We start from the raw sequence: 25,190 nt of genomic DNA on the forward strand, positions 1-25,190 counted from the left end.
GCTACGTGGGGACGAGCGGCAGGCGCTGCAAGCCCTCGGCCGTCAGGCGCAGCACGCCGGCGCGCGGCGGGTGGGCGTCCAGGTCCCAGTCCGTGAGCACGTGGCGCGCCAGGCCGGGGGCCAGTACATGGTCTGCCGGCAGATGGGTGTGGCCGTGGATGAGCGCCTGGGCCCCCGCGGCGCGCAGCCACTCGATGGCGGCCGGGCTGTCCACATCGGCATAGACCGCGGCGCCGGCCTGCTTGCGCGCCTCGCTCTCGCTGCGGGCGCTGCGGCCCTGTGCGCGGCGCTCGTGCAGCGGGCGCGCCAGCAACTGGGCCTGCCATTGCGGGTTGCGTGCCAGGATGCGAAAGCGCTGGTATTCCACATCGTTCAGGCACAGCGCATCGCCATGCGACAGCAGCCAGCGCCGGCCAGCGAACGTGAGCACCGTGGGATCGGCCAGCACGGGTATACCCGTGTGGCGCGTGAAGCCCTCACCCACGAGGAAGTCGCGGTTGCCGTGCATGAAATACAGCGGCCTCCCATGCGCGGCCTGGGCCAGCAGGGCGCAGCAGGCGCCTTCGAAGCTGCCCGGCTCGTCGATGGCGTCGTCGCCCACCCAGACCTCGAACAGGTCGCCCAGCAGGAACACCGCGTCGGCGGGCGTGCTGTGCAGGTACTGCCGCAAGGCCTGCACCGTGGAGGGCTGGGCCGGCTCCAGGTGCAGGTCGGAGATGAAGTCCACCGTGCGCCACGCGGCTGGCGCGGCCAGCTCGTCCATCGGCGGCACGGATGGTGTCATCGCAGGGCTTACAGCGCCACAGCCTTGTCGATCACCACGGCGTCGAAGGGCACGTCGTCGTGGAAGCCCTTGCGCGTGGTGCGCACCTTTTTGATGGCGTCGACCACGTCCTCGCCCTTGACCACCTTGCCGAACACGGCGTAGCCCCAGCCCTGGGGTGTGGGGGAGGTGTGGTTCAGGAAGGCGTTATCCACCACGTTGATGAAGAACTGTGCCGTGGCGCTGTGCGGGTCGCCGGTGCGGGCCATGGCGATGGTGTACTTGTCGTTCTTCAGGCCGTTGGCGGCCTCGTTCTCGATGGGCGCGTCGGTCGGCTTTTGCTTCATGTCGGCCGTGAAGCCGCCGCCCTGGGCCATGAAGTTCTTGATCACGCGGTGAAAGATCGTGCCGTCGTAGAAGCCCTTGTTCACGTAGTTCAGGAAGTTGGCGGTGGACTTGGGGGCGTTCACGGCGTCGAGTTCCAGCGTGATGACGCCTTGGGTGGCCGTCTCGGCAACGTTGATGGTGACGTGCAGTTCGACTTGCGGGTTGCTCATGGCGGGTGTCCTTTCAGGTTACTTGACCAGGGTTGCAGATTGGATGACCACGGGGGTCGTGGGCACGTTCTGGTGCATGCCGCGGTTGCCGGTGGCTACGGCCTTGATCTTGTCCACCACCTCGGTGCCGCTCACCACCTTGCCGAATACGGCGTAGCCGTGGCCGTCGGGTTGGGGCGCGTTGAGCATGGCGTTGTTCGCCACGTTGATGAAGAACTGGCTGGTCGCCGAATTGGGGTTGGCCGTGCGGGCCATGGCGATGGTGTACTTGTCGTTCTTCAGCCCGTTGGCGGCTTCCAGCGGGATCGGGGCCTTGGTGGGCTTTTGCTGCATGTCGGCCGTGAAGCCGCCACCCTGGACCATGAAGCCATCGATCACGCGGTGAAAGACCGTGCCGTCATAGTGCTTGTCGGCCACGTAGGCCAGGAAGTTCTCCACCGTCTTGGGCGCCTTGGCCGGGTCCAGTTGCACCACGATGTCACCCAGGCTGGTGGCGAGCTTGACCTGGGGTGCTGCGGCACCGGCGGTCTGGGCATTTGCTACTGTAAAAATAGCTGCTAGCGCACATCCAGCAAGCGTTTGGGTGATATTTCTTCTGGAAATCATGGTTGCTCCTTGATCGAAAGGGGTAGGGGGGCCGCGGCGCCCGGCTATGCGGGGTCGGGGCCGGCGCGCAAGACGGCGTGCCTCAGCGGCTGGCCGGGGTGGCGGCCTGGGCTGCGGCGGGTTTCGATTCGGCGGCGAACAGCTCGCGCAGCAGCTTGAGCTTGGGCGCCACCGAGGCGGCCGTGGCACGGTCCAGCTGTTGCGCCCGCAGATACGACTGGCTGGCCAGCTTGGCGTGGATGTCGCCCAGGTTCTCGTGGGCGGTGGCGTAGTCGGGCTTGGTGCGGATCGCCGTCTCCAGCGCCGCGCGGGCTTTTTCCAACTGGTTCTGGCTGGCGTAGAGCACGGCCAGGTTGTTGTAGGGCTCGGGCAGCTCGGGGTATTCCTCGGTCAGCTGCACGAAGGCATCGATGGCTTCGGTAGGCTTGCCGGAATCGGCCAGCGCCACCGCGCGCAGGAAGCGCAACTGCGGATCGCGCGGGGTGGCGGCCAGGCGCTGGTCCAGCTTCACGATGGCTTCGGCGGGCTTGCCCAGCTGGAGCAGGCGGGAAATGTCGGCGTACTCGTCCGCCTGGGCCCATGAAGCTGCGAGCAGGGCCACAGTGGCGGCAAGCAGATGCAGGCAGCGGAGGGCGGGTCGGCGTGCAGGAGTCATGGAGGAGGGGTTGGAGAGACGGAGCAGCGCGGTCGGGCCGCGGTGCGGGCTTATACTGCGGCCGATTGTAGCGGAGGGGTTTTGTCATGCCGGTACGCTGTTGCCGCTCCTGATGGCGGGCCCGCCGCCCTTGCGGCAGACCGCCTGCACGCCCCGCGGCACCGCCCATCGCGCGCACCCGCCCTGAGTCGCGCGCGCCGCACCGGGCGCGCACCGCACCCATCCGCCCCCACCGATTCCCTGGACCCGTCATCCATGAGCTTGCGTATCTACAACACGCTGTCGCGTGCATTGGAGGAGTTTTCCCCGCTCGAACCCGGCCATGTGCGCATGTACGTGTGCGGCATGACCGTGTACGACCTGTGCCACCTGGGCCATGCGCGCTCCATGATCGCCTTCGACGTGGTGCAGCGCTGGCTGCGCGCATCCGGCCTGGCGGTGACCTACGTGCGCAACATCACCGACATCGACGACAAGATCATCAAGCGCGCGGTGGAGAACGGCGAGACCATTCGCAGCCTGACCGACCGCATGATCGACGCGCTGCACCAGGACGCCGACGCGCTGGGCATCGAGCGTCCCACGCACGAGCCCCGCGCCACCGCCTATGTGCCGCAGATGCTGGACATGATCGGTACGCTGCAGGGCAAGGGCCTGGCCTACCAGGCGGGCAACGGCGACGTGAACTATGCGGTGCGCAAGTTCCCCGGCTACGGCAAGCTGTCGGGCAAGTCGCTGGACGAGCTGAATGCCGGCGAGCGTGTGGCCGTGCAGGACGGCAAGCACGACCCGCTGGACTTCGTGCTGTGGAAGTCCGCCAAGCCCGAGGAGCCGGCCGATGTGAAGTGGCGCAGCCCCTTCGGCGAGGGGCGCCCGGGCTGGCATATCGAATGCTCCGCCATGGGCTGCGCGCTGCTGGGCGAGAGCTTCGACATCCACGGTGGCGGCGCCGATCTGCAGTTTCCGCACCACGAGAACGAGATCGCCCAGAGTGAGGGCGCCACGGGCAAACCGTTCGCGCGGCTGTGGATGCACAACGGCTTCATCAACGTGGACAACGAGAAGATGTCCAAGAGTCTGGGCAACTTCTTCACCATCCGCGATGTGCTCAAGGAATACGACGCGGAGACCGTGCGCTTCTTCGTGGTCCGCAGCCACTACCGCAGCCCGCTGAACTACAGCAACGTGCACCTGGACGATGCGCGTGCCGCGCTCAAGCGCCTGTACACCGCGCTGAGCCTGGTGGCACCGGCCCCGGTCGAGGTGGACTGGGCCGAAGGCTACGCCGCCCGCTTCAAGGCGGCCATGGACGAGGACTTCGGCACCCCCGAAGCGGTGGCCGTGCTGTTCGACCTGGCCGGTGAGGTGAACCGCAGCAAGTCGCCCGCCGCGGCGGGCTTGCTGAAGGCGCTGGGCGGCCACCTGGGGCTGCTGCAGGCGGATCCGCAGGACTTTCTGAAAGCAGGCGCCGGGCTGGACGAGGCGGCCATCCAGGCGCAGATCGCCGCGCGCGCCGCCGCCAAGGCAGCCAAGAACTTCGCCGAGGCCGACCGCATCCGCAATGATCTGCTGGCGCAGGGTATCGTGCTCAAGGACTCCGCCTCGGGCACGACCTGGGAGGCGGCTCAGTAAATGGGTTTCGATTTAAATTGGCATGTAAGGCTTGTGGGGTAAGTGGTGGCAGCTACTAAAAAAATAGCGGATGCACCTCCGTCCCTCACGCCCCCCAGCTATTGGGAAGAGGCCTGCCGGCATCTGACCAAGAAGGACCGTGTGATGCGTCGCCTGATTCCCCAGGTGGGCAACGTGGCCCTGAGCCAGCGCGGCGACGCCTTCACCACGCTGGCGCGCTCCATCGTGGGCCAGCAGGTGTCGGTGGCGTCGGCGCAGCGGGTGTGGGACCAGTTCGCCGCGCTGTCGCGCAGCATGACGCCGCGCAGCGTGCTCAAGCTCAAGGTGGACGACATGCGTGCGGCCGGCCTGTCGGCACGCAAGGTGGAGTACCTGGTGGACCTGGCGCTGCACTTCGACAGCGGCCGGCTGCACGTGAAGCAGTGGGACCAGATGGACGACCAGGCCATCGTTGCCGAGCTGGTGGCGATCCGCGGCATCAGCCGCTGGACGGCGGATATGTTCCTCATCTTCCATCTGGCGCGGCCGAACGTGCTGCCGCTGGACGATGCCACGCTGATCCAGGGCATCAGCCAGCATTATTTTTCGGGCGACCCGGTCAGCCGCAGCGATGCGCGCGAAGTGGCTGATGCGTGGAAACCCTGGTGCAGCGTGGCGAGTTGGTATATTTGGCGGTCGCTCGCCCCCCTGCCGGTGGACTACTGAACAACGCAGGGCGGCCGGTACCGGGCACCGCCCCGAGGAGAAAACAAGTTGGCGAAAAAGACCTTTCTGGACTTCGAGCAGCCCATTGGCGAGCTGGAATCCAAAATCGAAGAACTGCGCTATGTGCAGAACGAGAGCGCGGTGGACATCTCCGAGGAGATTGACCAGCTCAGCAAGAAGAGCCTGCAGCTCACCAAGGACATCTACAGTGACCTGACCCCCTGGCAGATCACGAAGATCGCGCGCCATCCGGAGCGCCCGTACACCATGGACTACGTGCGCGAGATCTTCACGGATTTCGTGGAAATGCACGGCGACCGGCACTTCGCGGACGACCAGTCCATCGTGGGGGGCCTCGCGCGCTTCAACGGCCACGCCTGCATGGTGCTGGGCCACCAGAAGGGCCGCGACACCAAGGAGCGCACCGCGCGCAACTTCGGCATGAGCCGGCCCGAGGGCTACCGCAAGGCCCTGCGCCTGATGAAGACGGCCGAGAAGTTCAAGCTGCCCGTGTTCACTTTTGTCGATACGCCCGGTGCATACCCCGGCATCGACGCCGAGGAGCGCGGCCAGTCCGAAGCCATCGGCCGCAACATCTACGAGATGGCCCAGCTGGAAGTGCCGATCATCACCACGGTGATCGGCGAAGGCGGCTCCGGCGGCGCGCTGGCCATCAGCGTGGCCGACCAGGTCATCATGCTGCAATACTCGATTTACTCGGTCATCAGCCCCGAGGGCTGCGCGTCCATCCTCTGGAAGACCAGCGACCGCGCGCAGGATGCCGCCGAGGCCATGGGCATCACGGCGCACCGCCTGAAGGCCCTGGGTCTGGTGGACAAGATCGTGAACGAGCCCGTGGGGGGCGCGCACCGCGACCACAAGCAGATGGCCGCCTTCCTCAAGCGTGCCCTGGGCGACGCCTACCGCCAGCTGTCGGACCTCAAGCCCAAGGAACTGCAGGACCGCCGCTACGAGCGTCTGCAGAGCTACGGCCGTTTCACGGACACCAAGGCGGACAGCCGCTAAGGCGGGAGGCGCACGCGCAGTCAGCGACGCGCCGATCCTTGAAAAAGGTGGGGGAATCCCCGCCTTTTTTTGTCACTTACTTGTATCAAAACGTATTATCTTTCCTCGTGCGGACGCGCATCGGCGCAGGAAAGAAGGGTTACGTATGTCTCTGTGGAAGTCTCTCAAGGGCCAGATTCTGCTGGTGTCGCTGGCGTGCCTGGTGGTGGCGTTGGTCGCGCTCTCGGCGGCGAATCTGTGGACTGCCCGCTCGCACGCCCATGCGTCGCTGGCGTCCGAAACGCAGCTGCTCGCGCACAGCCATGTGGAAACGCTGCGCACCTGGGCCAACGCCAAGGCCGCCATCGTGGAAGCCGCAGGCGCGGCGCTGGATGACGAGCAGCCTCCCAAGGCGCTGCTGATGCTGTCCAAGGCGGGGGACTTCCTGGTCAGCTACTTTGGCTACGCCGACAAGCGGACGGCGTTTTCGTCGCCCCAGAACCTGCCGCCCGATTACGACCCCACCACACGGCCCTGGTACCAGCAAGCCGCCCAGGCCAGCGGGAGCGTTCTCACCGCCCCGTATGCGGACGCGGGCGGCAACGGCCTGGTGGTGACCTTCGCGCGCGCCGCCCGCGAAGGGGGCCGCGTCAAGGCCGTGATGGCCGGCGACGTTTCGCTGGCTGCGGTGATTGCCAACGTCACCTCCATCAAGCCCACACCGTCCAGCTACGCCTTTCTCGTCGGAGGCGACGGCGCCATCATCGCCCACCCCGACGCCAAGCTGGCGCTGAAGCAGGCGACCGACATCGCCCCCGCGCTGTCGGCGCAGGGCCTGGCCGGCATTGCGCAAAGCGGCGCGCTGCAGGCCATGGAACTGCAGGGCCGGCCCATGCTGCTGCATGTCTCCAAGGTTCCGGACACCCCTTGGATGCTGGTGATTGCCCAGGACCGTGACGAGGCGCTGGCCGCGATCTCCAGCATGCTGCGCGTTTCGCTGGTGGCCGGCATTGCGGTACTGGTGATCGCCACCCTGCTGCTGGCTGGCGTACTGGCGCGGCGCCTGCGCCAACTCACCCAGGTGCGCGACGCCATGCACCAGATTGGCGAGGGCGACGGCGACCTGTCGCGCCGCATCGACGCACAGGGTGAGAACGAACTCGCGCAGATCGCGGGCAGTTTCAACAACTTTGCCACCAAGCTCTCGGGTGTGCTGGCGCAGATCCGGGAGGCGAGCCAGTCGGTGCGTCTGGCGTCGGAAGAGATCGCCACGGGCAACCAGGACCTGTCCAGCCGCACCGAGCTGACGGCCTCCAGCCTGCAGCAGACAGCCGCCTCGATGCAGCAGCTCACCGAGACGGTGCGCCACAACGCCGACGCGGCCCGCCAGGCCAACCAACTGGTGGCGCAGGCGGCGGGGGTGGCCCAGCACGGCGGCACCGTGGTGGGCAACGTGGTCAGCACCATGGAGCAGATCAATGCGGCGTCGCGCAAGATCAACGACATCATTGGCGTGATCGATGGCATTGCCTTCCAGACCAACATCCTCGCGCTGAATGCGGCCGTCGAGGCCGCGCGCGCGGGCGAGCAGGGCCGGGGCTTCGCCGTGGTGGCGGGCGAGGTGCGCAACCTGGCGCAGCGCAGCGCCGAGGCCGCGCGCGAGATCAAAGCGCTGATCGGCTCGTCGGTGGCGCAGGTGGAAGAGGGCTCGCGGCTGGTCAACGATGCGGGCACCACCATGGCAGACATCGTGCAGTCGGTGCAGCGCGTCACGGACATCATGGCCGAGATCACCGCCTCCACGAACGAGCAAAGCACCAGCATTGGCGAGGTAGGCCAGGCCGTGGCGCAGTTGGATCAGATGACCCAGCAGAACGCCGCACTGGTGGAAGAAAGCGCCGCAGCGGCGGCCAGCCTCAAAGACCAGTCTGTGCGCCTGTCCGACGTGGTGGGCACCTTCCGGCTGCACGACGAGGCCGCAAGCGCCGGTCGGTCGGCGCCGCTGGCACTGCAGCGCTAGCGTGGCGGGGCGCTGGCGCGCGCCGATAATCGGGTCGCCATGCCTGCCCATACGCCACCGCGCCCGCACTGCCGCCGCAGGAGGGACGCTTGACCCAGTCGTTCGACGCCGCAGTCGCGGCCTTCCGGCCCCGTCTGCCCCTGGCCGTGGCCCTCAGCGGCGGCGCAGATTCGACGGCACTGCTGTTGGCCTGCGCAGCGCGCTGGCCGGGGCAGGTGGTGGCTTTCCACGTGCATCATGGACTGCAGGCGGCGGCCGACGGGTTTGAGCAGCATTGCGTGGCCTTGTGTGAGCGGCTGGGCATACCGCTGTGGGTGCGCCGCGTGGATGCGCGCCACGCCGCCGGGCAAAGCCCCGAAGACGCGGCGCGCCAGGCACGCTACAAGGCTCTTGAGGCGTTGGCGCTTGACTGTCAGGCGCAAGCAGCTATAAAAACAATAGCGTTAGCGCAGCATGCGGACGACCAGGTCGAGACATTGCTGCTCGCCCTATCGCGGGGCGCGGGCGTAGCCGGGCTTGCCGCCATGCCGGCGCAGTGGCAGCGCGCGGGCATGGACTGGTGCAGGCCGCTGCTGCGCGTGGCAGGCGCCGACGTGCGCGCCTGGCTGGTCGCGCATGGCGAACGCTGGGTGGAAGACCCGACCAACGCCGACGAGCGCTACACGCGCAACCGCATCCGCCGCCAGTTACTGCCGGCGCTGCAGCAGGCGTTCCCGCAGTTTCGTGACACCTTTGCGCGCAGTTGCGAGCATGCGGCGCAGGCCAGCGAGCTGCTGCGGGAACTGGCCGCCGCCGATGCAGCGGCCATCGGCCAGCCGCCCCGCATTGCGGCGCTGCGTGCATTGGGAAGGGCGCGCCAGGCGAACGTGCTGCGCCACTGGCTGCGTGTGCACCACGCCACCACGCCTACGGCCGCACAGCTGAACGAATTGCTGGACCAGTTGGCCGCATGTGCCACGCGCGGGCACCGCATTCACCTGAAGGTGGGCGAGGGCTATGTGGTCCGCGAGGCGGAGGTGCTCGGTTGGTACAATCAACAGGTTTTGGTCCCCATTTCCGCACGGGACGGCGGCGCGCCAGAACAGCTTTTGCAATAGCGCCGCGCATCTGCGTCCCTGCCATTCCAGAAATTCCATGGCACTGATCGTTCATAAATACGGCGGCACCTCGATGGGCTCCACCGAGCGCATCCGCAATGTCGCCAAGCGCGTGGCCAAGTGGGCGCGGGCCGGCCACCAGATGGTGGTGGTACCCAGCGCCATGAGTGGCGAGACCAACCGCCTGCTGGGCCTGGCCAAGGAGCTCACGCCCTCGCGCATTACCTCCGCCTACCACCGCGAGCTCGACATGCTGGCCGCCACGGGTGAGCAGGCCTCGTCGGCCCTGCTGGCCATCGCGCTGCAGGCCGAAGGCATGGAGTCGGTGAGCTACGCCGGCTGGCAGGTGCCCGTGCGCACCGACAACAGCTATACCAAGGCGCGCATCGAGTCCATCGACGACAAGCGCGTGCGCGCCGACCTGGACGCGGGCAAGGTCGTCATCGTCACGGGCTTCCAGGGCATCGACGAGGGCGGCAACATCACCACGCTGGGCCGCGGCGGCTCCGACACCTCGGCCGTCGCCATCGCCGCCGCGATGAAGGCGCACGAATGCCTGATCTACACCGACGTGGATGGCGTGTACACCACCGACCCGCGCGTGGTGCCCGAGGCGCGGCGCCTGACGACGCTGAGCTTCGAGGAAATGCTGGAGATGGCCAGCCTGGGCAGCAAGGTGCTGCAGATCCGTTCGGTGGAATTTGCCGGCAAGTACAAGGTGCCGCTGCGCGTGCTTTCCAGCTTCACGTCCTGGGACATCGACATCAACGAGGAAGCCAAGTCCGGCACCCTGATCACCTTTGAGGAAGACGAACAAATGGAAAAAGCCGTCGTATCCGGCATCGCTTTCACCCGCGACGAAGCCAAGATCTCCGTGATCGGCGTGCCCGACACCCCCGGTATCGCCTACCAGATCCTGGGCGCGGTGGCTGATGCCAACATCGATGTGGATGTCATCATCCAGAACATGGGCAAGGAAGGGAAGACCGACTTCAGCTTCACGGTGAATCGGAATGACTACCAACGCACCATCGATCTGTTGAAAGACAAGGTGCTGCCCCAACTGGGCGCCGAGGAAATCGTGGGCGATGCCAAGATCGCGAAGGTCAGCATCGTTGGCATCGGCATGCGCAGCCATGTGGGCGTGGCCAGCAAGATGTTCCGCGCGCTGAGCGAAGAGGGCATCAACATCAAGATGATCTCCACGTCGGAAATCAAGACCTCCGTGGTGATCGACGAGAAGTACGTGGAACTGGCCGTGCGTACGCTGCACAAGGCGTTCGAGCTGGACCAGGCTGCCGCCTGAAGTTTCGCCGGAATGGCCTTGAAATGAGGCTACAATAGCGGGATTGGAAACGTGACCGAGTGGCCGAAGGTGCTCCCCTGCTAAGGGAGTATGGGGTGTAGAGCCTCATCGAGGGTTCGAATCCCTCCGTTTCCGCCAAACAAAAAACGCGCCTTCACGGCGCGTTTTTTTATGCCGGCGGCGTTGTGGTGCCGCCGCGCGTCTCACATCAGCAGCGTCACCACCACAATCACTACGCCGATGAGCAGGTTCACGCCAACCCAGGTGCGGATGCTTGCCAGCGCCAGGCCGCCTGCCGGCCAGTCGGAGGCGGCGACGGCCTGCTCCAGGCGGCTGAGCAGCGCGAAGTAGATGTAGGCGAAGATGCCCATCATCACGATGCCGAGGGTCGCCATGATGGTCCAGTCCAGCGGCATCGAGAAGGCGCCGCCCGCGCCGATGCTCACCGCGCCGATCATGCCCAGTCCGCTCGTCAGCACGGCCACGATGGCGATGGCGACCGCGCCCAGGAAGCGCTGCAGCACGCCGTGCATCAGCGCCACGCGCTGCGGCGGCTCCAGCATCTGTACGGCGGGGCGCAGGAAGAAATGGGCGAAGACCATGCCGCCGATCCAGACGATGATCGACAGCACGTGGGTGAGCTTGAGGGCGTTATAGAGCATGGCGGCGCATTGTGCCGCCATGCCAGCCGATGCGGGTCATGCACTGACGCGGCGCAGGGTTGATGGTTGCCCGCCGTCAAGCGGAGGCCATGGCGGAGCGCAGTGCCCGCGCGGCCTGCACCATGTGGCGCAGCGCGGCCTCGGTCTCGGGCCAGTTGCGGGTCTTGAGGCCGCAGTCAGGATTGACCCAGAGGTTGCGTGCGGGCACCACCTCGGCCGCCTTGCGCAGCAGGCGCGCCATCTCCTGCGGGCCGGGTATGCGTGGTGAATGGATGTCGTAGACGCCGGGGCCGATCTCGTTGGGGTATTTGAAACTGCCGAAGCCACGCAGCAGCTCCATGTCGGAGCGGCTGGTCTCGATGGTGATGACGTCGGCGTCCATGGCGGCGATCTCGGGCAGGATGTCGTTGAACTCGCTGTAGCACATGTGGGTGTGGATCTGCGTCGTGTCCTGCACGCCGCAGGCGCTGATGCGGAAGGCCCGCGTGGCCCAGTCCAGGTACGGTTTCCAGCCTGTGCGGCGCAACGGCAGGCCTTCGCGGATGGCGGGCTCGTCGATCTGCACGATGGCGATCCCGGCGGCCTCCAGATCCACCACCTCGTCCCGAATGGCCCAGGCAATCTGCTCGCAGGTGCGGCTGCGCGGCTGGTCGTCGCGCACGAAGGACCATTGCAGGATGGTCACTGGCCCCGTGAGCATGCCTTTCAGGGGTTTGTCCGTGAGGCTTTGGGCGTAGACGGTCCAGTCGACCGTCATGGCATGCGGGCGGGCCACGTCGCCGTAAAGCACCGGGGGCTTGACGCAGCGCGAGCCGTAGCTCTGCACCCAGCCATTGGCCGTGAAGGCGAAGCCGTCCAGCTGCTCGCCGAAGTACTCCACCATGTCGTTACGCTCGGCCTCGCCGTGCACCAGCACGTCCAGGCCCAGTTCCTCCTGCTTGCGCACGGCGTGTTCGATCTCGGCGCGCATCTGTGCCTGGTATTCGGGCTCACCCAGTACGCCACGGCGGTGGGCTGCACGTGCGGCGCGGATGGCCGGGGTCTGCGGGAAGGATCCGATGGTGGTGGTGGGCAGCGGCGGCAGACGCAGGCGCGCGCGCTGCGCCTGCTGGCGTATGGGGAAGGGCGAGCGGCGCCGGTCGCAGCCCTCGGGTGCCGCCTCCAGGCGGGCGGCCACGGCGGGGCGGTGCACGCGCGGGCTGGCACGGCGGCTGGCGATGGCGGCGCGCGCGGCGGCCAGGCGCGGGTCGCTGTCGGCTACGCGGCCGTCCAGCAGGCCGGCGATCAGGGCCACCTCGTCCAGCTTCTCGGTGGCGAAGGCGAGCCAGCCGCGCAGCTCGGGGTCCAGCGCATCCTCGCCCGCCAGGCTGACGGGCACATGCAGCAGCGAGCACGAGGGCGCCACCCACAGCGGTCCGGTGTGTTTGGCGGCCACGGGGCGCAGCAGGGCCAGGGCCGCGTCGGGGTCGGTACGCCAGATGTTGCGACCGTCCACCACGCCCACCGACAGCACCTTGTAGGCCGGCAACCAGTCGGCCACGCCCGTCAGCTCCTGCGGGGCGCGCACGGCGTCCACGTGCAGGCCGGCCACGGGCAACTGGCAGGCCAGGCGCAGATGGTTCTCCAGGGGCGAGAAGTAGGTGGCCAGCAGCACCTGTGGGCCGGCCTTGCCGAGCTGCCAGTACGCGGGCTCGAAGGCCTGCGTCCAGCTGGCAGGCAGGTCCAGGCCCAGGATGGGCTCGTCGATCTGCACCCACTCCACGCCCTCGGCCTTCAGGCGCGCGAGTATCTGCGCGTACACGGGCAGCAGGCGGTCCAGCAGGTCCAACCGGTCGAATGGGGCTTCGCCTTTCTCCTTGGACAGCCAGAGGAAAGTGAGCGGCCCCACAAGCTGCGCCTTGACGCGGTGGCCCAGCGCCTGGGCTTCGGCCACTTCGGCGAACAGGCGCTCGCTACCCAGGCGGAACGCAGTGTCGGCGTGCAGTTCGGGCACGAGGTAGTGGTAGTTGGTGTCGAACCACTTCGTCATCTCCAGCGCGGGCTGGCCTTCGCCGGGATGCGGCGCGTGCGCACAGCCTGCGCCGCAGGTGCCACCGGGGGCGTGGTCGCCATGGCCCGACAGCGTCTGCACGCCCCGCGCCATGGTGAAGTAGCGTGCCAGCTCCGGCGTGCCGGGGGTGAAGCCAAACCGCGGGCTTTCGCAACCCAGCAGCTGGATGTGGTGGGCCATGTGGTCGTAGTAGGCGAAGTCGCCCACGGTCGCGAAGGCCAGGCCTGCGTCGCGCTGGGCCTGCCAGTGGCGTGCGCGCAGTTGGGCGCCCACGGCTTCGAGCGCGGCGGCGTCGATCTCACCGCGCCAATGGCGCTCCAGCGCCAGTTTCAGTTCGCGCTGCGCGCCCATGCGGGGAAAGCCCAGCGTGTGGGTGAGGATGGGGGAAGCGGCCATGGTGCGGAAGTCCTTGTGCAAGAGAAAACCGCGATGGTCGGCCAAGTGTGTTTATGATTCAAACGAAAGTTTTGTCTTTTCAACATGAATAGTTTTAATGATGCAATCCATCCTGGAGATCCGCCATCTGCGCACGCTGCAGGCCCTGCGTGATAGCGGCAGCCTGGTGCGGGCGGCGCAGCTGCTCAACCTCACGCAATCGGCGCTGTCGCACCAGATCAAGCTGCTGGAGGACCGCTACGGCACGCCGCTGTTCGAGCGCAAGTCCGTGCCGCCGCAGTTCAGCGCCACCGGCGCGCGGCTGCTGCAACTGGCCGATGCCGTGCTGCCGCAGGTGGAAGCGGCTGAGCGTGACGTGGCGCGCCTGTCCCAAGGGCAGGGCGGGCAGATGCGCATCGCCGTGGAATGCCATACCTGTTTTGACTGGCTGATGCCCGCCATGGACGCCTTCCGCGCACGCTGGCCCGAGGTGGAACTGGACATCGTGAGCGGCTTCCATGCCGACCCCGTGGGTCTGCTGCACCAGGGCCGGGCGGACCTGGCCATCGTCTCCGAGCTGGACGCCGGGGAGGCGGGCGCCGTGAACTACCACCCCCTGTTCGGCTTCGAGATCCGCGCGTTGCTGGCCCACGGCCACCCGTTGCTGGACAAGCCCTTTCTGCAGGCGCAGGACTTCGCGGACCAGACCCTCATCACCTATCCGGTACCCGACGAGATGCTGGACCTCGTGCGCCAGGTGCTGGAGCCCGCCGGCGTGCGCCCGCCCCGGCGCACCACCGAGCTGACGGTGGCCATGCTGCAGCTCGTGGCCAGCGGCCGGGGCGTGGCCGCCCTGCCACTGTGGGCGGTGCAAGGCTACCTGGACCGGGGCTACGTGGCCGCGCGCCCCATCGGCGCGCGGGGCCTGCGCGGCGAACTGCACGCGGCCTGCCTGCCGCAGCTCTCGCCCAGGCCCTTCCTGCAGGACTTCGTGCGGGTGACGCGCGAGACGAGTTTCGTCACGCTCAAGGGGGTGGAGTTGCTGTAGTTTTGATAGCTGCTTGCGCTTGTCAGGTAAGCGCTAGCGCCTGATTTCATGCGTATTTCTTTTCGAGCGCATCCCAGAACGGTTTGCCCACCAGCCGCTGGCGTTCGGCGAACGGGGCGACCAGTGTGGGGTCTTCGCGCACCTCGCGCGCGTCGCGCAACTGGGCCAGCACTTTTTGCATGCCGGCCACGGCGCCTTGCAGCGCGGCGTTGGCGTACAGCACGAAGCCGTAGCCGAGCCGGCCCAGTTCGTCGGCACCCACGATGGGTGTCTTGCCGCCGATCACCATGTTCATGAGCTGGGGCACTTGCAGGCGCTGGGGCAGGGTGCGCACCTCGTCGGCGGTGGTGACGGCCTCGACGAAGAGGATGTCGGCGCCCGCCTCGGCGTACGCCTGCGCGCGCTCCACGGCGGCGTCGAAGCCCTGCACGGCGGCGGCGTCGGTGCGCGCCATGACCAGCAGGCCGTCGCGCCGCGCATCCACAGCGGCGCGGATCTTGCTCACCATCTCGCTGGTCTCGATCACGGCCTTGCCGCTGAAGTGGCCGCAGCGCTTGGGGCTCACCTGGTCTTCGAGCTGGATGCAGTCGGCGCCGGCGCGCTCCAGCGTGCGCACGGCGTGGTAGGTGTTGAGGGCGTTGCCGAAGCCCGTGTCCGCGTCCACGATCAGCGGCAGCTCCACCGCGTCGCGGATGCGGGCCGTGTGGTCGGCGATATCGGTCAGGCCCACGAAGCCCTGGTCGGGCAGGCCGAACCCCATGTTGGTGACGCCCGCGCCGGTGACGTAGAGGGCCTCGTAGCCCAGATCTTCGATGACCTTGGCCGACAGTGCGTTGAACGCGCCCGGCACGATGACGCCGCGCCGGGCTTCGGCCAGGGCCTTGAGTTGTTGCTTGGTGGACTGCATGGCTGTTTCCTTCAGGGAGGGTGCTCTGCGCGCGCATGGAATGCATTGCTGAAATCGGGTGCGTCCCCGGCCGGGGCTAGCGGCCGCGGTGCGGGGGCCTGTGCCGGCCGCGCCGCGCTGCCGCGCTGGCGGCGTCCCCCTTGCCGCGCGAAGCGTGGGAGAAGGGGGACATGACGAAGTTGCTCACGGGGTTGGCGGCACTCTCACCCAGCCTTCCATCAGGGTGCGGGCGCTGCGGCTCATGAGGGCCTTGGTGACGCGCCACTGGCCGTTCACCAGCGCGGCCTCGGCCCCCACGCGCAGCGTGCCCGAGGGGTGGCCGAACCGCACCGATCCCGGCACGGCGTTGCGCGGGCCCCCGCCGGCCGCCTGGTGGACCAGCGTGCCGGGGACGGCGGCAGCGGCGCCGATGGCCACGGCCGCCGTGCCCATCATGGCGTGGTGCAGCTTGCCCATGGACAGTGCGCGCACCAGCAGGTCGATGTCGGCCGCGCGCACTGCCGTGCCGCTGGAGGCGACGTAGTCCGCCGGCGGCGCGACGAAGGCGAGTTTGGGCGTGTGCTGGCGCGTGGCGGCCTCTGCCACGTCGTGGATCAGGCCCATCTTGACTGCGCCCCAGGCGCGGATGGCCTCGAAGCGGGCCAGGGTCGCGGCATCGCCATTGATCGCGTCCTGCAGCTCGGTGCCGGTGCAGCCGACGTCCCTGGCGTTCAGGAAGATGGTCGGGATGCCCGCGTTGATGAGCGTGGCCTGCAAACGGCCCACGCCTGGCACGTCCAGCGTATCGACCAGCTGGCCGGTGGGGAACAGGGCACTGCCGCCGCCTTCGCCTCCTTCACCGCCATCGGCCGGGTCGAGGAATTCGAGCAACACCTCGGCGGCGGGGAAGGCCACGCCGTCCAGCGCAAAGTCGCCCGTCTCCTGCACCTGGCTACCTGCGATGGGTACGTGGGCGACGATGGTCTTGCCGATGTTGGCCTGCCAGATGCGCACGGTGCACACGCCGTCGTGCGGAATGCGCCCGGGCGCGACCAGGCCGCTGGCGATGGCGAACGGTCCCACGGCGGCCGACAGGTTGCCGCAGTTGCCGCTCCAGTCCACGAAGGGGCTGTCGATGGCGACCTGGCCGAACAGATAGTCCACGTCATGCCCGGGCCGGGTGGAGGGCGAGACGATCACCGCCTTGGACGTGGACGAGGTGGCGCCGCCCATGCCGTCGATCTGTTTGCCGTAGGGGTCGGGGCTGCCGATCACGCGCAGCAGCAGCGCGTCGCGCGCTGCGCCGGGCTGCTGCGCCGCCGCGGGCAAATCCTGCAGGCGAAAGAACACGCCCTTGCTGGTGCCGCCGCGCAGGTAGGTGGCGGGGATCCTGATCTGTGGTGCCATGTTTGCTCTTGTTTCAATAGCTGGTTGCGCTTGTCAGACGGGCGCTGGAGGCTGATTGGGCCAGGAAGTCCTGGGCGAAGCGCTGCAGCACGCCCCCCGCTTCATAGACGGAGACTTCCTCGGCCGTGTCCAGCCGGCAGGTGACGGGCACCTGCTGCGTCTCGCCCTGCGCGCGGCGGATGACAAGGATGACGGTGGCGCGCGGCGTGAGGGCACCGGCCACGTCGTAGGTTTCGGTGCCGTCCAACTGCAGCGTGTGGCGGTTGGTGCCGGGCAGGAACTCCAGCGGCAGCACCCCCATGCCGATGAGGTTGGTGCGGTGGATGCGCTCGAAGCCCTCGGCCACCACCGCCTCCACCCCCGCCAGCCGCACGCCCTTGGCGGCCCAGTCGCGGCTCGACCCCTGGCCGTAGTCGGCCCCGGCAATGATGACCAGCGGCTGGCGGCGGTGCAGGTAGGTCTCGATGGCCTCCCACATGCGCGTCACGCGGCCCTCGGGCTCGATGCGGGCGAGCGAGCCCTTTTGCACCTGGCCGTTCACCACCGCCATCTCGTTGACGAGTTGCGGGTTGGCGAACGTGGCGCGCATGGCCGTGAGGTGGTCGCCCCGGTGCGTGGCGTAGGAGTTGAAGTCCTCCTCGGGCACGCCCATGCGGGCCAGGTATTCGCCCGCCGCGCTGGCGGGCAGGATGGCGTTGGACGGCGAGAGGTGATCGGTGGTGATGTTGTCGCCCAGCAGCGCCAGCGGGCGCATGCCCTGGAGGGTGCGCGGGTAGGCGGCCAGCGCGCCCACGCCTTCGGCGTCCCAGTAGGGCGGGCGGCGGATGTAGGTGGACTGCGGGCGCCAGTCGTACTGCGGCGCGGCCTTTTCACCGTCGTCCTTGCGGATGGCGAACATGGGCTCGTACACGGCGCGGAACTGTGCGGGCTTCACGGCGCGGGCGACGATGGCGTCGATCTCCTCGTCGCTGGGCCACAGGTCGTTCAAGCGGATTTCGCGGCCCTCCACCACGGCCAGCACGTCGCGCTCGATGTCGAAGCGCACCGTGCCCGCGATCGCGTAGGCCACCACCAGCGGCGGCGATGCCAGGAAGGCTTGGCTGGCATAGGGGTGGATGCGCCCGTCGAAGTTGCGGTTGCCCGAGAGCACGGCGGTGGCGTAGAGCTTGCGGTCAAGGATCTCCTGCTGGATGCGCGGGTCCAGCGCGCCGCTCATGCCGTTGCAGGTGGTGCAGGCAAAGCCCACGATGCCAAAGCCCAGCGCCTGCAGATCAGAGAGCAGGCCGGCCTCCTGCAGGTACAGCTCCACCGCCTTGGAGCCGGGCGCGAGCGAGGTCTTGACCCAGGGCTTGCGCCGCAGGCCCAGGCGGCGGGCGTTGCGCGCCAGCAGGCCGGCGGCGATCACGTTGCGCGGGTTGCTGGTGTTGGTGCAACTGGTGATGGCGGCGATGACGACGGCGCCGTCGGGCAGCAGGCCCCTGGCTTCCTCGGCGCGGGCCCTCTCCAGCATGCTGGCATCGGCAATGCCGCGCTCCACCAGCGCGGTGGTGGGCAGGCGCCGGTGCGGGTTGCTGGGGCCGGCCATGTTGCGCACCACGCTGGACAGGTCGAAGTGCAGCGTGCGCTCGTACCGCACCTCGCGCAGGGTATCGGCCCACAGGCCGGCGGCCTTGGCGTAGGTCTCCACCAGCCGCACCTGGTCTTCCGCGCGGTCCGTCAGGCGCAGGTAATCGCTGGTCTGCGCGTCGATGTAGAACAGCGCGGCGGTGGCGCCGTATTCGGGGCACATGTTGCTGATGGTGGCGCGGTCGCCGATCGAGAGGCTGTCCGCGCCCTCGCCGAAGAATTCCACATAGGCGCCCACCACCTTTTGCTGGCGCAGGAACTCGGTCAGCGCCAGCGCGATGTCGGTCGCGGTAATCCCCGGCTGGCGTTTGCCGCGCAGTTGCACGCCCACGATGTCGGGTAGGCGCATCCAGCTGGCGCGGCCCAGCATCACGGCCTCGGCCTCCAGCCCGCCCACGCCCACGGCGATCACGCCCAGCGCGTCCACATGGGGGGTGTGGCTGTCGGTGCCCACGCAGGTGTCGGGAAAGGCGACCTTGCCCTGTCCATCGTCCTGCACGTGTACGACGGGCGACATTTTTTCCAGATTGATCTGGTGCATGATCCCGTTGCCCGCCGGGATGACCTGCACGTTGGCGAAGGCCTTCTTCGTCCACTCGATGAAGTGAAAGCGGTCCTCGTTGCGGCGGTCCTCGATGGCGCGGTTCTTGGTGAACGCGTCGGGGTCATGGCCGCCGCACTCCACGGCCAGCGAGTGGTCCACGATGAGCTGCACCGGCACCACCGGGTTCACGGCCGCCGGGTCGCCCCCCTGCTGGGCGATCGCGTCGCGCAGGCCCGCCAGATCGACCAGCGCGGTCTGGCCCAGGATGTCGTGGCACACCACGCGCACGGGGTACCAGGGAAAGTCCAGGTCGCGCCGGCGTTCGATCAGCTGGCGCAGGTAGTCCGGCAACTGCGCCGGGTCGGCGCGGCGCACCAGGTTCTCGGCGTGCACGCGGGCGGTGTAGGGCAGCGTGGCCCAGGCGCCGGGGCGGAGCTGCTCGACGGCCTCGCGCGCGTCGTAGAACTGCAGCGCCGTGCCGGGCAGGGGTTTGCGGTGGGCGGTGTTCGTGGTCATCGTGGTGCTCTTGTTGTGATAGCTGCTGGCGCTTGCCTGTCAACAGATTTCATGCAAAAAGTGCTGGAAATCCAGTAACGGCAAGCGCTGCCAGCTATGGTTTTTGTCAAACGCGTTCCTCGATGGGCACGAACTTCTGGTCGTCGGGGCCGGTGTAGTGGGCGCTGGGGCGGATGATCTTGTTGTCCGCGCGCTGCTCGATCACGTGCGCCGCCCAGCCGCTGGTGCGGGCGATGACGAACAGCGGCGTGAACATGGCGGTGGGCACCTGCATCATGTGGTAGCTCACGGCGCTGAACCAGTCCAGGTTGGGGAACATCTGCTTTTCCTGCCACATCACGCGCTCCAGCCGCTCGGCGATGTCGTACATCTTGGTCGAGCCGGCGGCATCCGACAGGCGCTTGGCCACGGCCTTGATGACCCCGTTGCGCGGGTCGCTCACGGTGTAGACCGGGTGGCCGAAGCCGATCACCACTTCCTTGGCTTGCACGCGGCGTCGGATGTCGGCCTCGGCCGCGTCGGGCGTGTCGTAGCGCTTCTGGATCTCGAAGGCCACTTCGTTCGCGCCGCCGTGCTTGGGCCCGCGCAACGCACCGATGGCGCCGGCGATGCAGGAATACAGGTCGCTGCCCGTGCCGGCGATCACGCGCGCGGCGAAGGTGCTGGCGTTGAACTCGTGCTCGGCGTACAGGTTCAGCGACGTGTGCATGGCGCGCACCCAGCCGTCCGAGGGCTTGTCGCCGTGCAGCAGGTGCAGGAAATGCCCGCCGATGGAGTCGTCCTGTGTCTCCACCGCGATGCGCCGGCCCGAGTTGCTGAAGTGGTACCAGTACAGCAGCATGCTGCCCAGCGATGCCAGCAGCCGGTCCGCGATGTCGCGGCTGCCGGCCAGGTTGTGGTCGTCTTTCTCGGGCAGGGCGCAGCCCAGGGCGGATACGCCGGTGCGCATCACGTCCATGGGGTGGCTGGCCGCGGGCAGTTGCTCCAGAGCGGCCTTCACGCTGCCGGGCAGGCCACGCAGCGCGCGCAGCCGGGCCTTGTAGGCGCGCAGTTCGGCGCGCGTGGGCAGCTTGCCATGCACCAGCAGGTGGGCGATCTCCTCGAACTCGCAGACCTCGGCGATGTCCAGGATGTCGTAGCCGCGGTAGTGCAGATCGTTGCCGCTCCTGCCCACGGTGCACAGCGCGGTGTTGCCGGCGGCCACGCCCGAGAGGGCGACGGATTTCTTGGCCCGCGGGAGGGCGGCTGCGGTGTCGGTGGTGCTCATGGAGTCTCCTGTCGGAAGGGGTGTGGCGGGGTGTTCAGGTAGGTATGCGCGATGGCCGTGGGCCGCCCGTGGGCGTTCACGGCCACCATCTCGAAGACGCCCTGCAGGGCCAGCTCGTCCGGGCAGCCCGGGGCCTGGGCCAGGCCGTGCACGCACACGGTGAGCGAGCTGCGCCCCACGCGGCTGACCCAGGCGCGCAGCGCCAGCGCCCGCCCCACGGGCACGGGGGCGCAGAACTGCACGCCGGTGACGGCGGCCATCACCACGTCGCTGCCGGCGGCGTCGCGCGCGGCCAGGAAGGCGGCGCGCGCCATGCGCTCCAGCCCCTGACCGGCGAACAGCGTGCCGTGGTGGTTGGCATGGGCGGGGAAGACCATGTCGCGGGTTTCGAGGGTGCCTGCGGGGCTTGTCATGCTTCGCAATCTACGCACAATGGATGCCCCCCGTAAGCCCTGAATTGGCGAACGATTGCGAAGGCTTGCGGGGTGTTTTGCAAAGTTTGCGAAAGGTTGGAATGAAAAAAACCTTCATGGGTGTGCGCTTGCGCCGCCTGCGCGAGGAGAGGGGCCTGACCCAGGTGGCGCTGGCGCGGGCGCTGGAGATTTCCGCCAGCTACCTGAACCAGATCGAGCAGAACCAGCGCCCGCTGACGGTGCCGGTGCTGCTCAAGATCAACGCCGTGTTCGGCGTGGACGTGCAGCACTTTTCTGAGGGCGACGAGGCGCGCCTGATCGCCGGCCTGCGCGACGTGCTGGCCGATCTGCCGCCCGGCGCGCCGGCCGATGCCGTCTCGCTGGCCGAGGTGCGCGAGCTGGCCGCCAACATGCCCGCCGTGGCGCGCGTGCTGCTGGCGCTGCACCGCGGCCGCGCCGAGGCGCGCGAGCGCCTGGAGGCGCTGGCCGCCCACTACGGCGACGAGCGCGGCGGCGCGGCCAGCACGGCGCAGACCCCGCCCATGGCGTATGAGGAGGTGCGCGACTTCTTCTTCGCGCGCCACAACCACATCGCCGAGCTGGATGACGCTGCCGAGCACCTGGCCGCCCAGTGGCGGCTGGTGCCTGGCGCGGCCGGCGCCGCGCTGCAGGCGCGGCTGGAGCAGGCCCACGGTGTGCGTGTCGCGCTGCTGCAGGGCGGCGACGGCGATGAGGCAGGCGAGGGCGCCGCCGTGCAGCGGCGCTTCGATGCCGCCGCACGCGTGCTGTACCTGTCGCCCACGCTGCAGGGCGCGCAGCGCGCTTTCCAGATGGCGACGCAACTGGCCTTTCTGGAAGTGCCGCACCTGCTGAAGCACAGCGTGCAGGGAGCGGCGCTGTCGGGCGAGGCGGCGCGCACGCTGGCGCGCATCGGCCTGGCCAACTACTTCGCGGGCGCGCTGCTGCTGCCCTACGGCGCCTTCTTGCGGACGGCCGAGGCGCTGCACTACGACATCGAGCGCCTGGGCCAACACTGGGGCGTGGGCTTCGAGACGGTGTGCCACCGCCTGTCCACCCTGCAGCGCCCCGGCGCGCGCGGCGTGCCGTTCTTCTTCATCCGCGTGGACCGGGCGGGCAACATCAGCAAGCGCCAGTCGGCCACGCACTTTCACTTCAGCAAGATCGGCGGCACCTGCCCGCTGTGGAACGTGTACGAGGCCTTTGCCCAGCCCGGGCGCATCGTGCGGCAGCTGGCGCGCATGCCCGACGGGCGCGTGTACCTGTGGATCGCGCGCACCGTCACGCGCAGCACCGGCGGTTGGGGCGCGCCGGGCAAGACCTTCTCGGTGGCGCTGGGCTGCGACGTGCAGCACGCGGGTCAACTGGTCTACGCGCGCGGGCTGGACCTGGCCGACCCCGAGGCGCCGGTGCCCATCGGCATGGGCTGCAAGGTGTGCGAGCGCACCGCATGCCCGCAGCGCGCATTTCCGCCGGTGGGCCGGCCGCTGGAGGTGAACGAGGACATGGCGGGCTTTACGCCGTACCGGGTCAGCGGGGCGGCCAAGGGCGCCTGACAGCGCGGGACCAGGCGCCGGCGCAACGCCGTCAGGCCGGCTGTGTCCTACACCGTGATGCGCCCCTGGCGAACCGCCCCGCCGCAGCGGGCGTGTCTACCATGCGTGCATCTTTTTTCGGCAAACGAGGTGGGATGTGAGCCATTGGTACACGCTGCAACTGGGCAACGAGCAACAGGCCTTCGAGCCCCTGCGGCAGATTCAGCAGGTTTTCATGGCAAGGTTCCTCATGGCGCAGCCCGGCACGGGGCGGGCGCTGTTCTCGCACTTCGATGCGGCCGAGGACCGCGTGGTGCTGTTCTTCTCGCCCGCGGCCGCGGACATTGCCGTGCGCTTTCGCGCATCGCCGTGTGACCGGCCCGCGCAGGACCTGGTACTGCTGGCGGGAGAGGGTGACGCATGGCATGACGCGGCGCAGGATGAACGCCTGGCGGCCTGATCTTTGGGCATAGCGCTTCGGGCATAGCGCACGGCCCGTGGGGGCACGCGCTGTGCTTCGCGTCGTGGGGCTTTGGCGGCTGGCTGCCACAGGCTGCGGCGCTGTGAGCCCTGCCCATCTCAGTCGTCGATGGAGGCGCTCCAGCGGTCGTCCCAGTCATGGCGCAGGTGGTCCATGGAGCGGCGGTCGCGCTTGGTGGGGCGGCCCTCGCGCAGCGCGGCGGCTGGCTCTGGCGCCAGGCGGCGCGCTTCGGCGGCCTGCGCGCGCGCGGCGAGGCTCTCGGGCGTTTCCTCATAGAGCTGCTGCGCCACGGGTGCCGGGCCGCGGAAGTTGCTCAAGGCGCGCACTACGACCGTGCGGGCGACCGCGCCCTGGCGCAGCGCGACGGTGTCGCCCGCGCGCAGTTCACGCGCGGCTTTGGCCGCCTGGCCGTTGACAGTTACGCGGCCTTTGCCGATCTCTTCCACGGCGAGGCTGCGGGTCTTGTAGAAGCGCGCGCACCACAGCCATTTGTCCAGGCGCATTGCATCGGGTGGTGTCGTCATCGGCGTGATTTTGCCTGGGGCGGCGTGCGTGAAAAACGGTTCAGGCGTCGGCCAGTGGCAGCCGCACCACGGCGTCCAGGCCCAGCACGCGGCCGTCCGCCTGGCGATTGGCGAGGGTGATGTTGCCGCCCAGCGCGTGCACGATCTCCTGGCAAATCGCCAGGCCCAGGCCCGAACCCGTGCGCACGTCGCCGGCCGAAAACGGTTGGAACAGCCGCGTCGCCAGTTCGTCGTCGATGCCGGGGCCGGCGTCGGCCAGGGTGAGGACGGCCTCACCGTCCTCGCGGTGCAGCGTGACGGCGAGCTCGGTGCCGGGCGGCGCATGGCGTATGGCGTTGTGCAGCAGGTTGCGGCACAGCTCGCGCAGCATCCACTCGTGCGCGCGAATGGGCGCGGCGTCGGTGGTGATGCCGAAGTCCAGGTCGCCCTGTGCGATCAGCGGAGAAAGCTCGAGCGCCATCTCGCGCAGCACTGTGTCCAGTCGCGTCACGGGCACCTCGCCCTGCTGGCGCAGCTGCTCCACTTTGGCCAGCGCCAGCATCTGGTTGGCCAGCTGCGTGGCGCGGTCCACGGTGTGGCCGATTTCCTGCAGCGCCTGCGTGGGCGGCAGGTCGCCGCGCAGGGCGGACTGCACCTGCGTCTTGAGCACGGCCAGCGGCGTGCGCAACTGGTGCGACGCGTCGCGCACGAAGCGCTGCTGGTGGGCGAGCAGGCGCGACAGGCGCTGCATGACCGCGTTGGTGGCGTCGATCAGCGGCTGCAACTCGCGCGGCGCGGCGGGGGCGGCAAGGGGGGCCAGGTCGCCTTCGGTACGGGCCTGCAGGTCGCTGCTCAGCTGGCGCACCGGTTGCGTGGCGCGCTGCACCACCAGCACCACGATGCCCGCAATCAGCGCCAGCAGCAGCGCCTGGCGTGCCAGCGTGGTGTGCAGGATCTGCAGGGCCGCCGCCTCGCGCAGCTCCAGCGTTTCCGCCACCTGGATCACGGCCATGCCGCGCCCCTCGCTGCTGGCCACGGGCTGCAGCAGCACGGCCACGCGCACGGGCTGATCGCGAAACGGTCGTCATAGAAGTCCACGAGCGCCGCATAGGGCGGGCGCTGCGGGATGGTGCCGTGCCAGGCGGGTAGTTCGGCAAAGCCGGAAATCAAGTCGCCGCGCAGGTTGGACACGCGGTAGAACATGCGGCTCTGGTTGTCGGCCTCGAAGGCCTCCAGCGCCGCGTAGGGCACGATGGCGCGCAGCTCGGCCATGTCGTCCCAGCCGCGCACGTCCAGCTGCTCGCTGATGGTCTTGGCCGAAGCCAGCAGCGTGCGGTCATAGGCAGTGTGCAGCGCGGCCAGCGCCTGGCGGTGCAGGCTGTAGGTGTTCACGCCCACGAAGAGCAGCGTGGGCAGCAGGATGCCCACGAGCAATTGGCGGCGCAGCGACTGCGGGCGCGTCATGCCGCCACCCGGCTGCGTTGCGCGTGGTGGGGAGCCTGGCGCACAGGCG

21 protein-coding genes, 1 tRNA gene and 1 pseudogene are annotated in these 25,190 nt (G+C 68.5%); 10 read left to right on the forward strand and 13 right to left on the reverse strand.

The genetic code is table 11. The features are described from left to right. Position 1 precedes the first annotated feature (1 nt). The 4 genes from BA022_RS02805 to BA022_RS02820 form a co-directional block, all read right to left on the reverse strand. On the reverse strand, positions 2 to 784 hold the full coding sequence (locus BA022_RS02805; protein WP_088886488.1) for a UDP-2,3-diacylglucosamine diphosphatase: 783 nt from the start codon (positions 782 to 784) through the stop codon (positions 2 to 4). An 8-nt stretch (positions 785 to 792) separates the two neighbouring features. Continuing rightward, positions 793 to 1,320: a peptidylprolyl isomerase gene (locus BA022_RS02810; RefSeq protein WP_015913573.1), complete on the reverse strand. Its 528-nt coding sequence runs from the start codon at positions 1,318 to 1,320 to the stop codon at positions 793 to 795. An 18-nt stretch (positions 1,321 to 1,338) separates the two neighbouring features. Beyond that, positions 1,339 to 1,926 carry a peptidylprolyl isomerase gene (locus tag BA022_RS02815; protein WP_088886489.1) on the reverse strand — a complete coding sequence of 196 codons (588 nt, stop codon included), beginning with the start codon at positions 1,924 to 1,926 and terminating at the stop codon, positions 1,339 to 1,341. A gap of 82 nt (positions 1,927 to 2,008) precedes the next feature. Beyond that, on the reverse strand, positions 2,009 to 2,581 hold the full coding sequence (locus BA022_RS02820; RefSeq protein WP_088886490.1) for a tetratricopeptide repeat protein: 573 nt from the start codon (positions 2,579 to 2,581) through the stop codon (positions 2,009 to 2,011). A gap of 255 nt (positions 2,582 to 2,836) precedes the next feature. Here BA022_RS02820 and cysS point away from each other — a divergent pair, with 255 nt between their 5' ends. The 7 genes from cysS to BA022_RS02855 all read left to right on the forward strand — a co-directional run bounded on the left by cysS (position 2,837) and on the right by BA022_RS02855 (position 10,484). Next, on the forward strand, positions 2,837 to 4,213 hold the full coding sequence (gene cysS, locus BA022_RS02825; RefSeq protein WP_047351423.1) for a cysteine--tRNA ligase: 1,377 nt from the start codon (positions 2,837 to 2,839) through the stop codon (positions 4,211 to 4,213). 45 nt (positions 4,214 to 4,258) lie between these two features. Continuing rightward, the gene (locus BA022_RS02830; protein WP_047351447.1) at positions 4,259 to 4,918 is read left to right on the forward strand and encodes a DNA-3-methyladenine glycosylase family protein; all 660 of its coding nucleotides are present in this window, start codon (positions 4,259 to 4,261) and stop codon (positions 4,916 to 4,918) included. Between the two features lie 48 nt (positions 4,919 to 4,966). Beyond that, complete coding sequence (locus tag BA022_RS02835) at positions 4,967 to 5,944, forward strand: acetyl-CoA carboxylase carboxyltransferase subunit alpha (protein WP_011804898.1); 978 nt, start codon at positions 4,967 to 4,969, stop codon at positions 5,942 to 5,944. 145 nt (positions 5,945 to 6,089) lie between these two features. Next, positions 6,090 to 7,943, forward strand: coding sequence for a methyl-accepting chemotaxis protein (locus tag BA022_RS02840; RefSeq protein ID WP_088886491.1), 1,854 nt, complete (start codon positions 6,090 to 6,092; stop codon positions 7,941 to 7,943). 89 nt (positions 7,944 to 8,032) lie between these two features. After that, the gene (tilS, locus tag BA022_RS02845; protein ID WP_088886492.1) at positions 8,033 to 9,040 is read left to right on the forward strand and encodes a tRNA lysidine(34) synthetase TilS; all 1,008 of its coding nucleotides are present in this window, start codon (positions 8,033 to 8,035) and stop codon (positions 9,038 to 9,040) included. Between the two features lie 37 nt (positions 9,041 to 9,077). Further along, positions 9,078 to 10,346, forward strand: a complete 1,269-nt coding sequence (locus tag BA022_RS02850) for an aspartate kinase (protein ID WP_047351420.1) — start codon at positions 9,078 to 9,080, stop codon at positions 10,344 to 10,346. 45 nt (positions 10,347 to 10,391) lie between these two features. Further along, positions 10,392 to 10,484 (forward strand) — tRNA-Ser (locus tag BA022_RS02855). Positions 10,485 to 10,549: 65 nt separating this feature from the next. Here BA022_RS02855 and BA022_RS02860 read toward each other — a convergent pair. Both BA022_RS02860 and metE read right to left on the reverse strand, forming a co-directional pair. Then, on the reverse strand, positions 10,550 to 11,008 hold the full coding sequence (locus BA022_RS02860; protein ID WP_187306003.1) for a CopD family protein: 459 nt from the start codon (positions 11,006 to 11,008) through the stop codon (positions 10,550 to 10,552). Between the two features lie 76 nt (positions 11,009 to 11,084). Beyond that, positions 11,085 to 13,454, reverse strand: coding sequence for a 5-methyltetrahydropteroyltriglutamate--homocysteine S-methyltransferase (gene metE / locus BA022_RS02865; protein WP_088888497.1), 2,370 nt, complete (start codon positions 13,452 to 13,454; stop codon positions 11,085 to 11,087). A 97-nt stretch (positions 13,455 to 13,551) separates the two neighbouring features. On the opposite strand from metE, the gene BA022_RS02870 reads away from it, so the two are divergent. Then, complete coding sequence (locus tag BA022_RS02870; RefSeq protein WP_088886494.1) at positions 13,552 to 14,481, forward strand: LysR family transcriptional regulator; 930 nt, start codon at positions 13,552 to 13,554, stop codon at positions 14,479 to 14,481. Positions 14,482 to 14,527: 46 nt separating this feature from the next. On the opposite strand, the gene BA022_RS02875 is transcribed toward BA022_RS02870, so the two are convergent. The 5 genes from BA022_RS02875 to BA022_RS02895 form a co-directional block, all read right to left on the reverse strand. Further along, positions 14,528 to 15,388 carry an isocitrate lyase/PEP mutase family protein gene (locus tag BA022_RS02875; RefSeq protein WP_088886495.1) on the reverse strand — a complete coding sequence of 287 codons (861 nt, stop codon included), beginning with the start codon at positions 15,386 to 15,388 and terminating at the stop codon, positions 14,528 to 14,530. A 183-nt stretch (positions 15,389 to 15,571) separates the two neighbouring features. Further along, complete coding sequence (gene prpF, locus BA022_RS02880) at positions 15,572 to 16,774, reverse strand: 2-methylaconitate cis-trans isomerase PrpF (protein ID WP_088886496.1); 1,203 nt, start codon at positions 16,772 to 16,774, stop codon at positions 15,572 to 15,574. A gap of 13 nt (positions 16,775 to 16,787) precedes the next feature. Next, positions 16,788 to 19,460 (reverse strand): Fe/S-dependent 2-methylisocitrate dehydratase AcnD, encoded by a 2,673-nt coding sequence (gene acnD, locus BA022_RS02885; RefSeq protein ID WP_088886497.1) that lies wholly within the window; start codon positions 19,458 to 19,460, stop codon positions 16,788 to 16,790. 106 nt (positions 19,461 to 19,566) lie between these two features. Continuing rightward, positions 19,567 to 20,727: a bifunctional 2-methylcitrate synthase/citrate synthase gene (gene prpC, locus BA022_RS02890; protein ID WP_088886498.1), complete on the reverse strand. Its 1,161-nt coding sequence runs from the start codon at positions 20,725 to 20,727 to the stop codon at positions 19,567 to 19,569. Next, positions 20,724 to 21,140 carry an acyl-CoA thioesterase gene (locus tag BA022_RS02895; protein ID WP_088886499.1) on the reverse strand — a complete coding sequence of 139 codons (417 nt, stop codon included), beginning with the start codon at positions 21,138 to 21,140 and terminating at the stop codon, positions 20,724 to 20,726. Before BA022_RS02895 ends, prpC begins: the two co-directional genes overlap by 4 nt. A 101-nt stretch (positions 21,141 to 21,241) precedes the next feature. Here BA022_RS02895 and BA022_RS02900 point away from each other — a divergent pair, with 101 nt between their 5' ends. Both BA022_RS02900 and BA022_RS02905 read left to right on the forward strand, forming a co-directional pair. After that, the gene (locus tag BA022_RS02900) at positions 21,242 to 22,714 is read left to right on the forward strand and encodes a short-chain fatty acyl-CoA regulator family protein (protein WP_088886500.1); all 1,473 of its coding nucleotides are present in this window, start codon (positions 21,242 to 21,244) and stop codon (positions 22,712 to 22,714) included. A 136-nt stretch (positions 22,715 to 22,850) separates the two neighbouring features. Then, the gene (locus BA022_RS02905; protein ID WP_011804910.1) at positions 22,851 to 23,153 is read left to right on the forward strand and encodes a hypothetical protein; all 303 of its coding nucleotides are present in this window, start codon (positions 22,851 to 22,853) and stop codon (positions 23,151 to 23,153) included. Between the two features lie 119 nt (positions 23,154 to 23,272). On the opposite strand, the gene BA022_RS02910 is transcribed toward BA022_RS02905, so the two are convergent. Then, positions 23,273 to 23,698, reverse strand: a complete 426-nt coding sequence (locus BA022_RS02910) for an RNA-binding S4 domain-containing protein (protein WP_047351412.1) — start codon at positions 23,696 to 23,698, stop codon at positions 23,273 to 23,275. 40 nt (positions 23,699 to 23,738) lie between these two features. Further along, positions 23,739 to 25,141, reverse strand: a pseudogene (locus tag BA022_RS02915) (sensor histidine kinase). Positions 25,142 to 25,190 lie beyond the last annotated feature (49 nt).

The organism is Diaphorobacter nitroreducens, from assembly GCF_002214645.1.
In the GTDB taxonomy this organism is placed as follows: Bacteria; Pseudomonadota; Gammaproteobacteria; order Burkholderiales; family Burkholderiaceae_C; genus Diaphorobacter; species Diaphorobacter nitroreducens.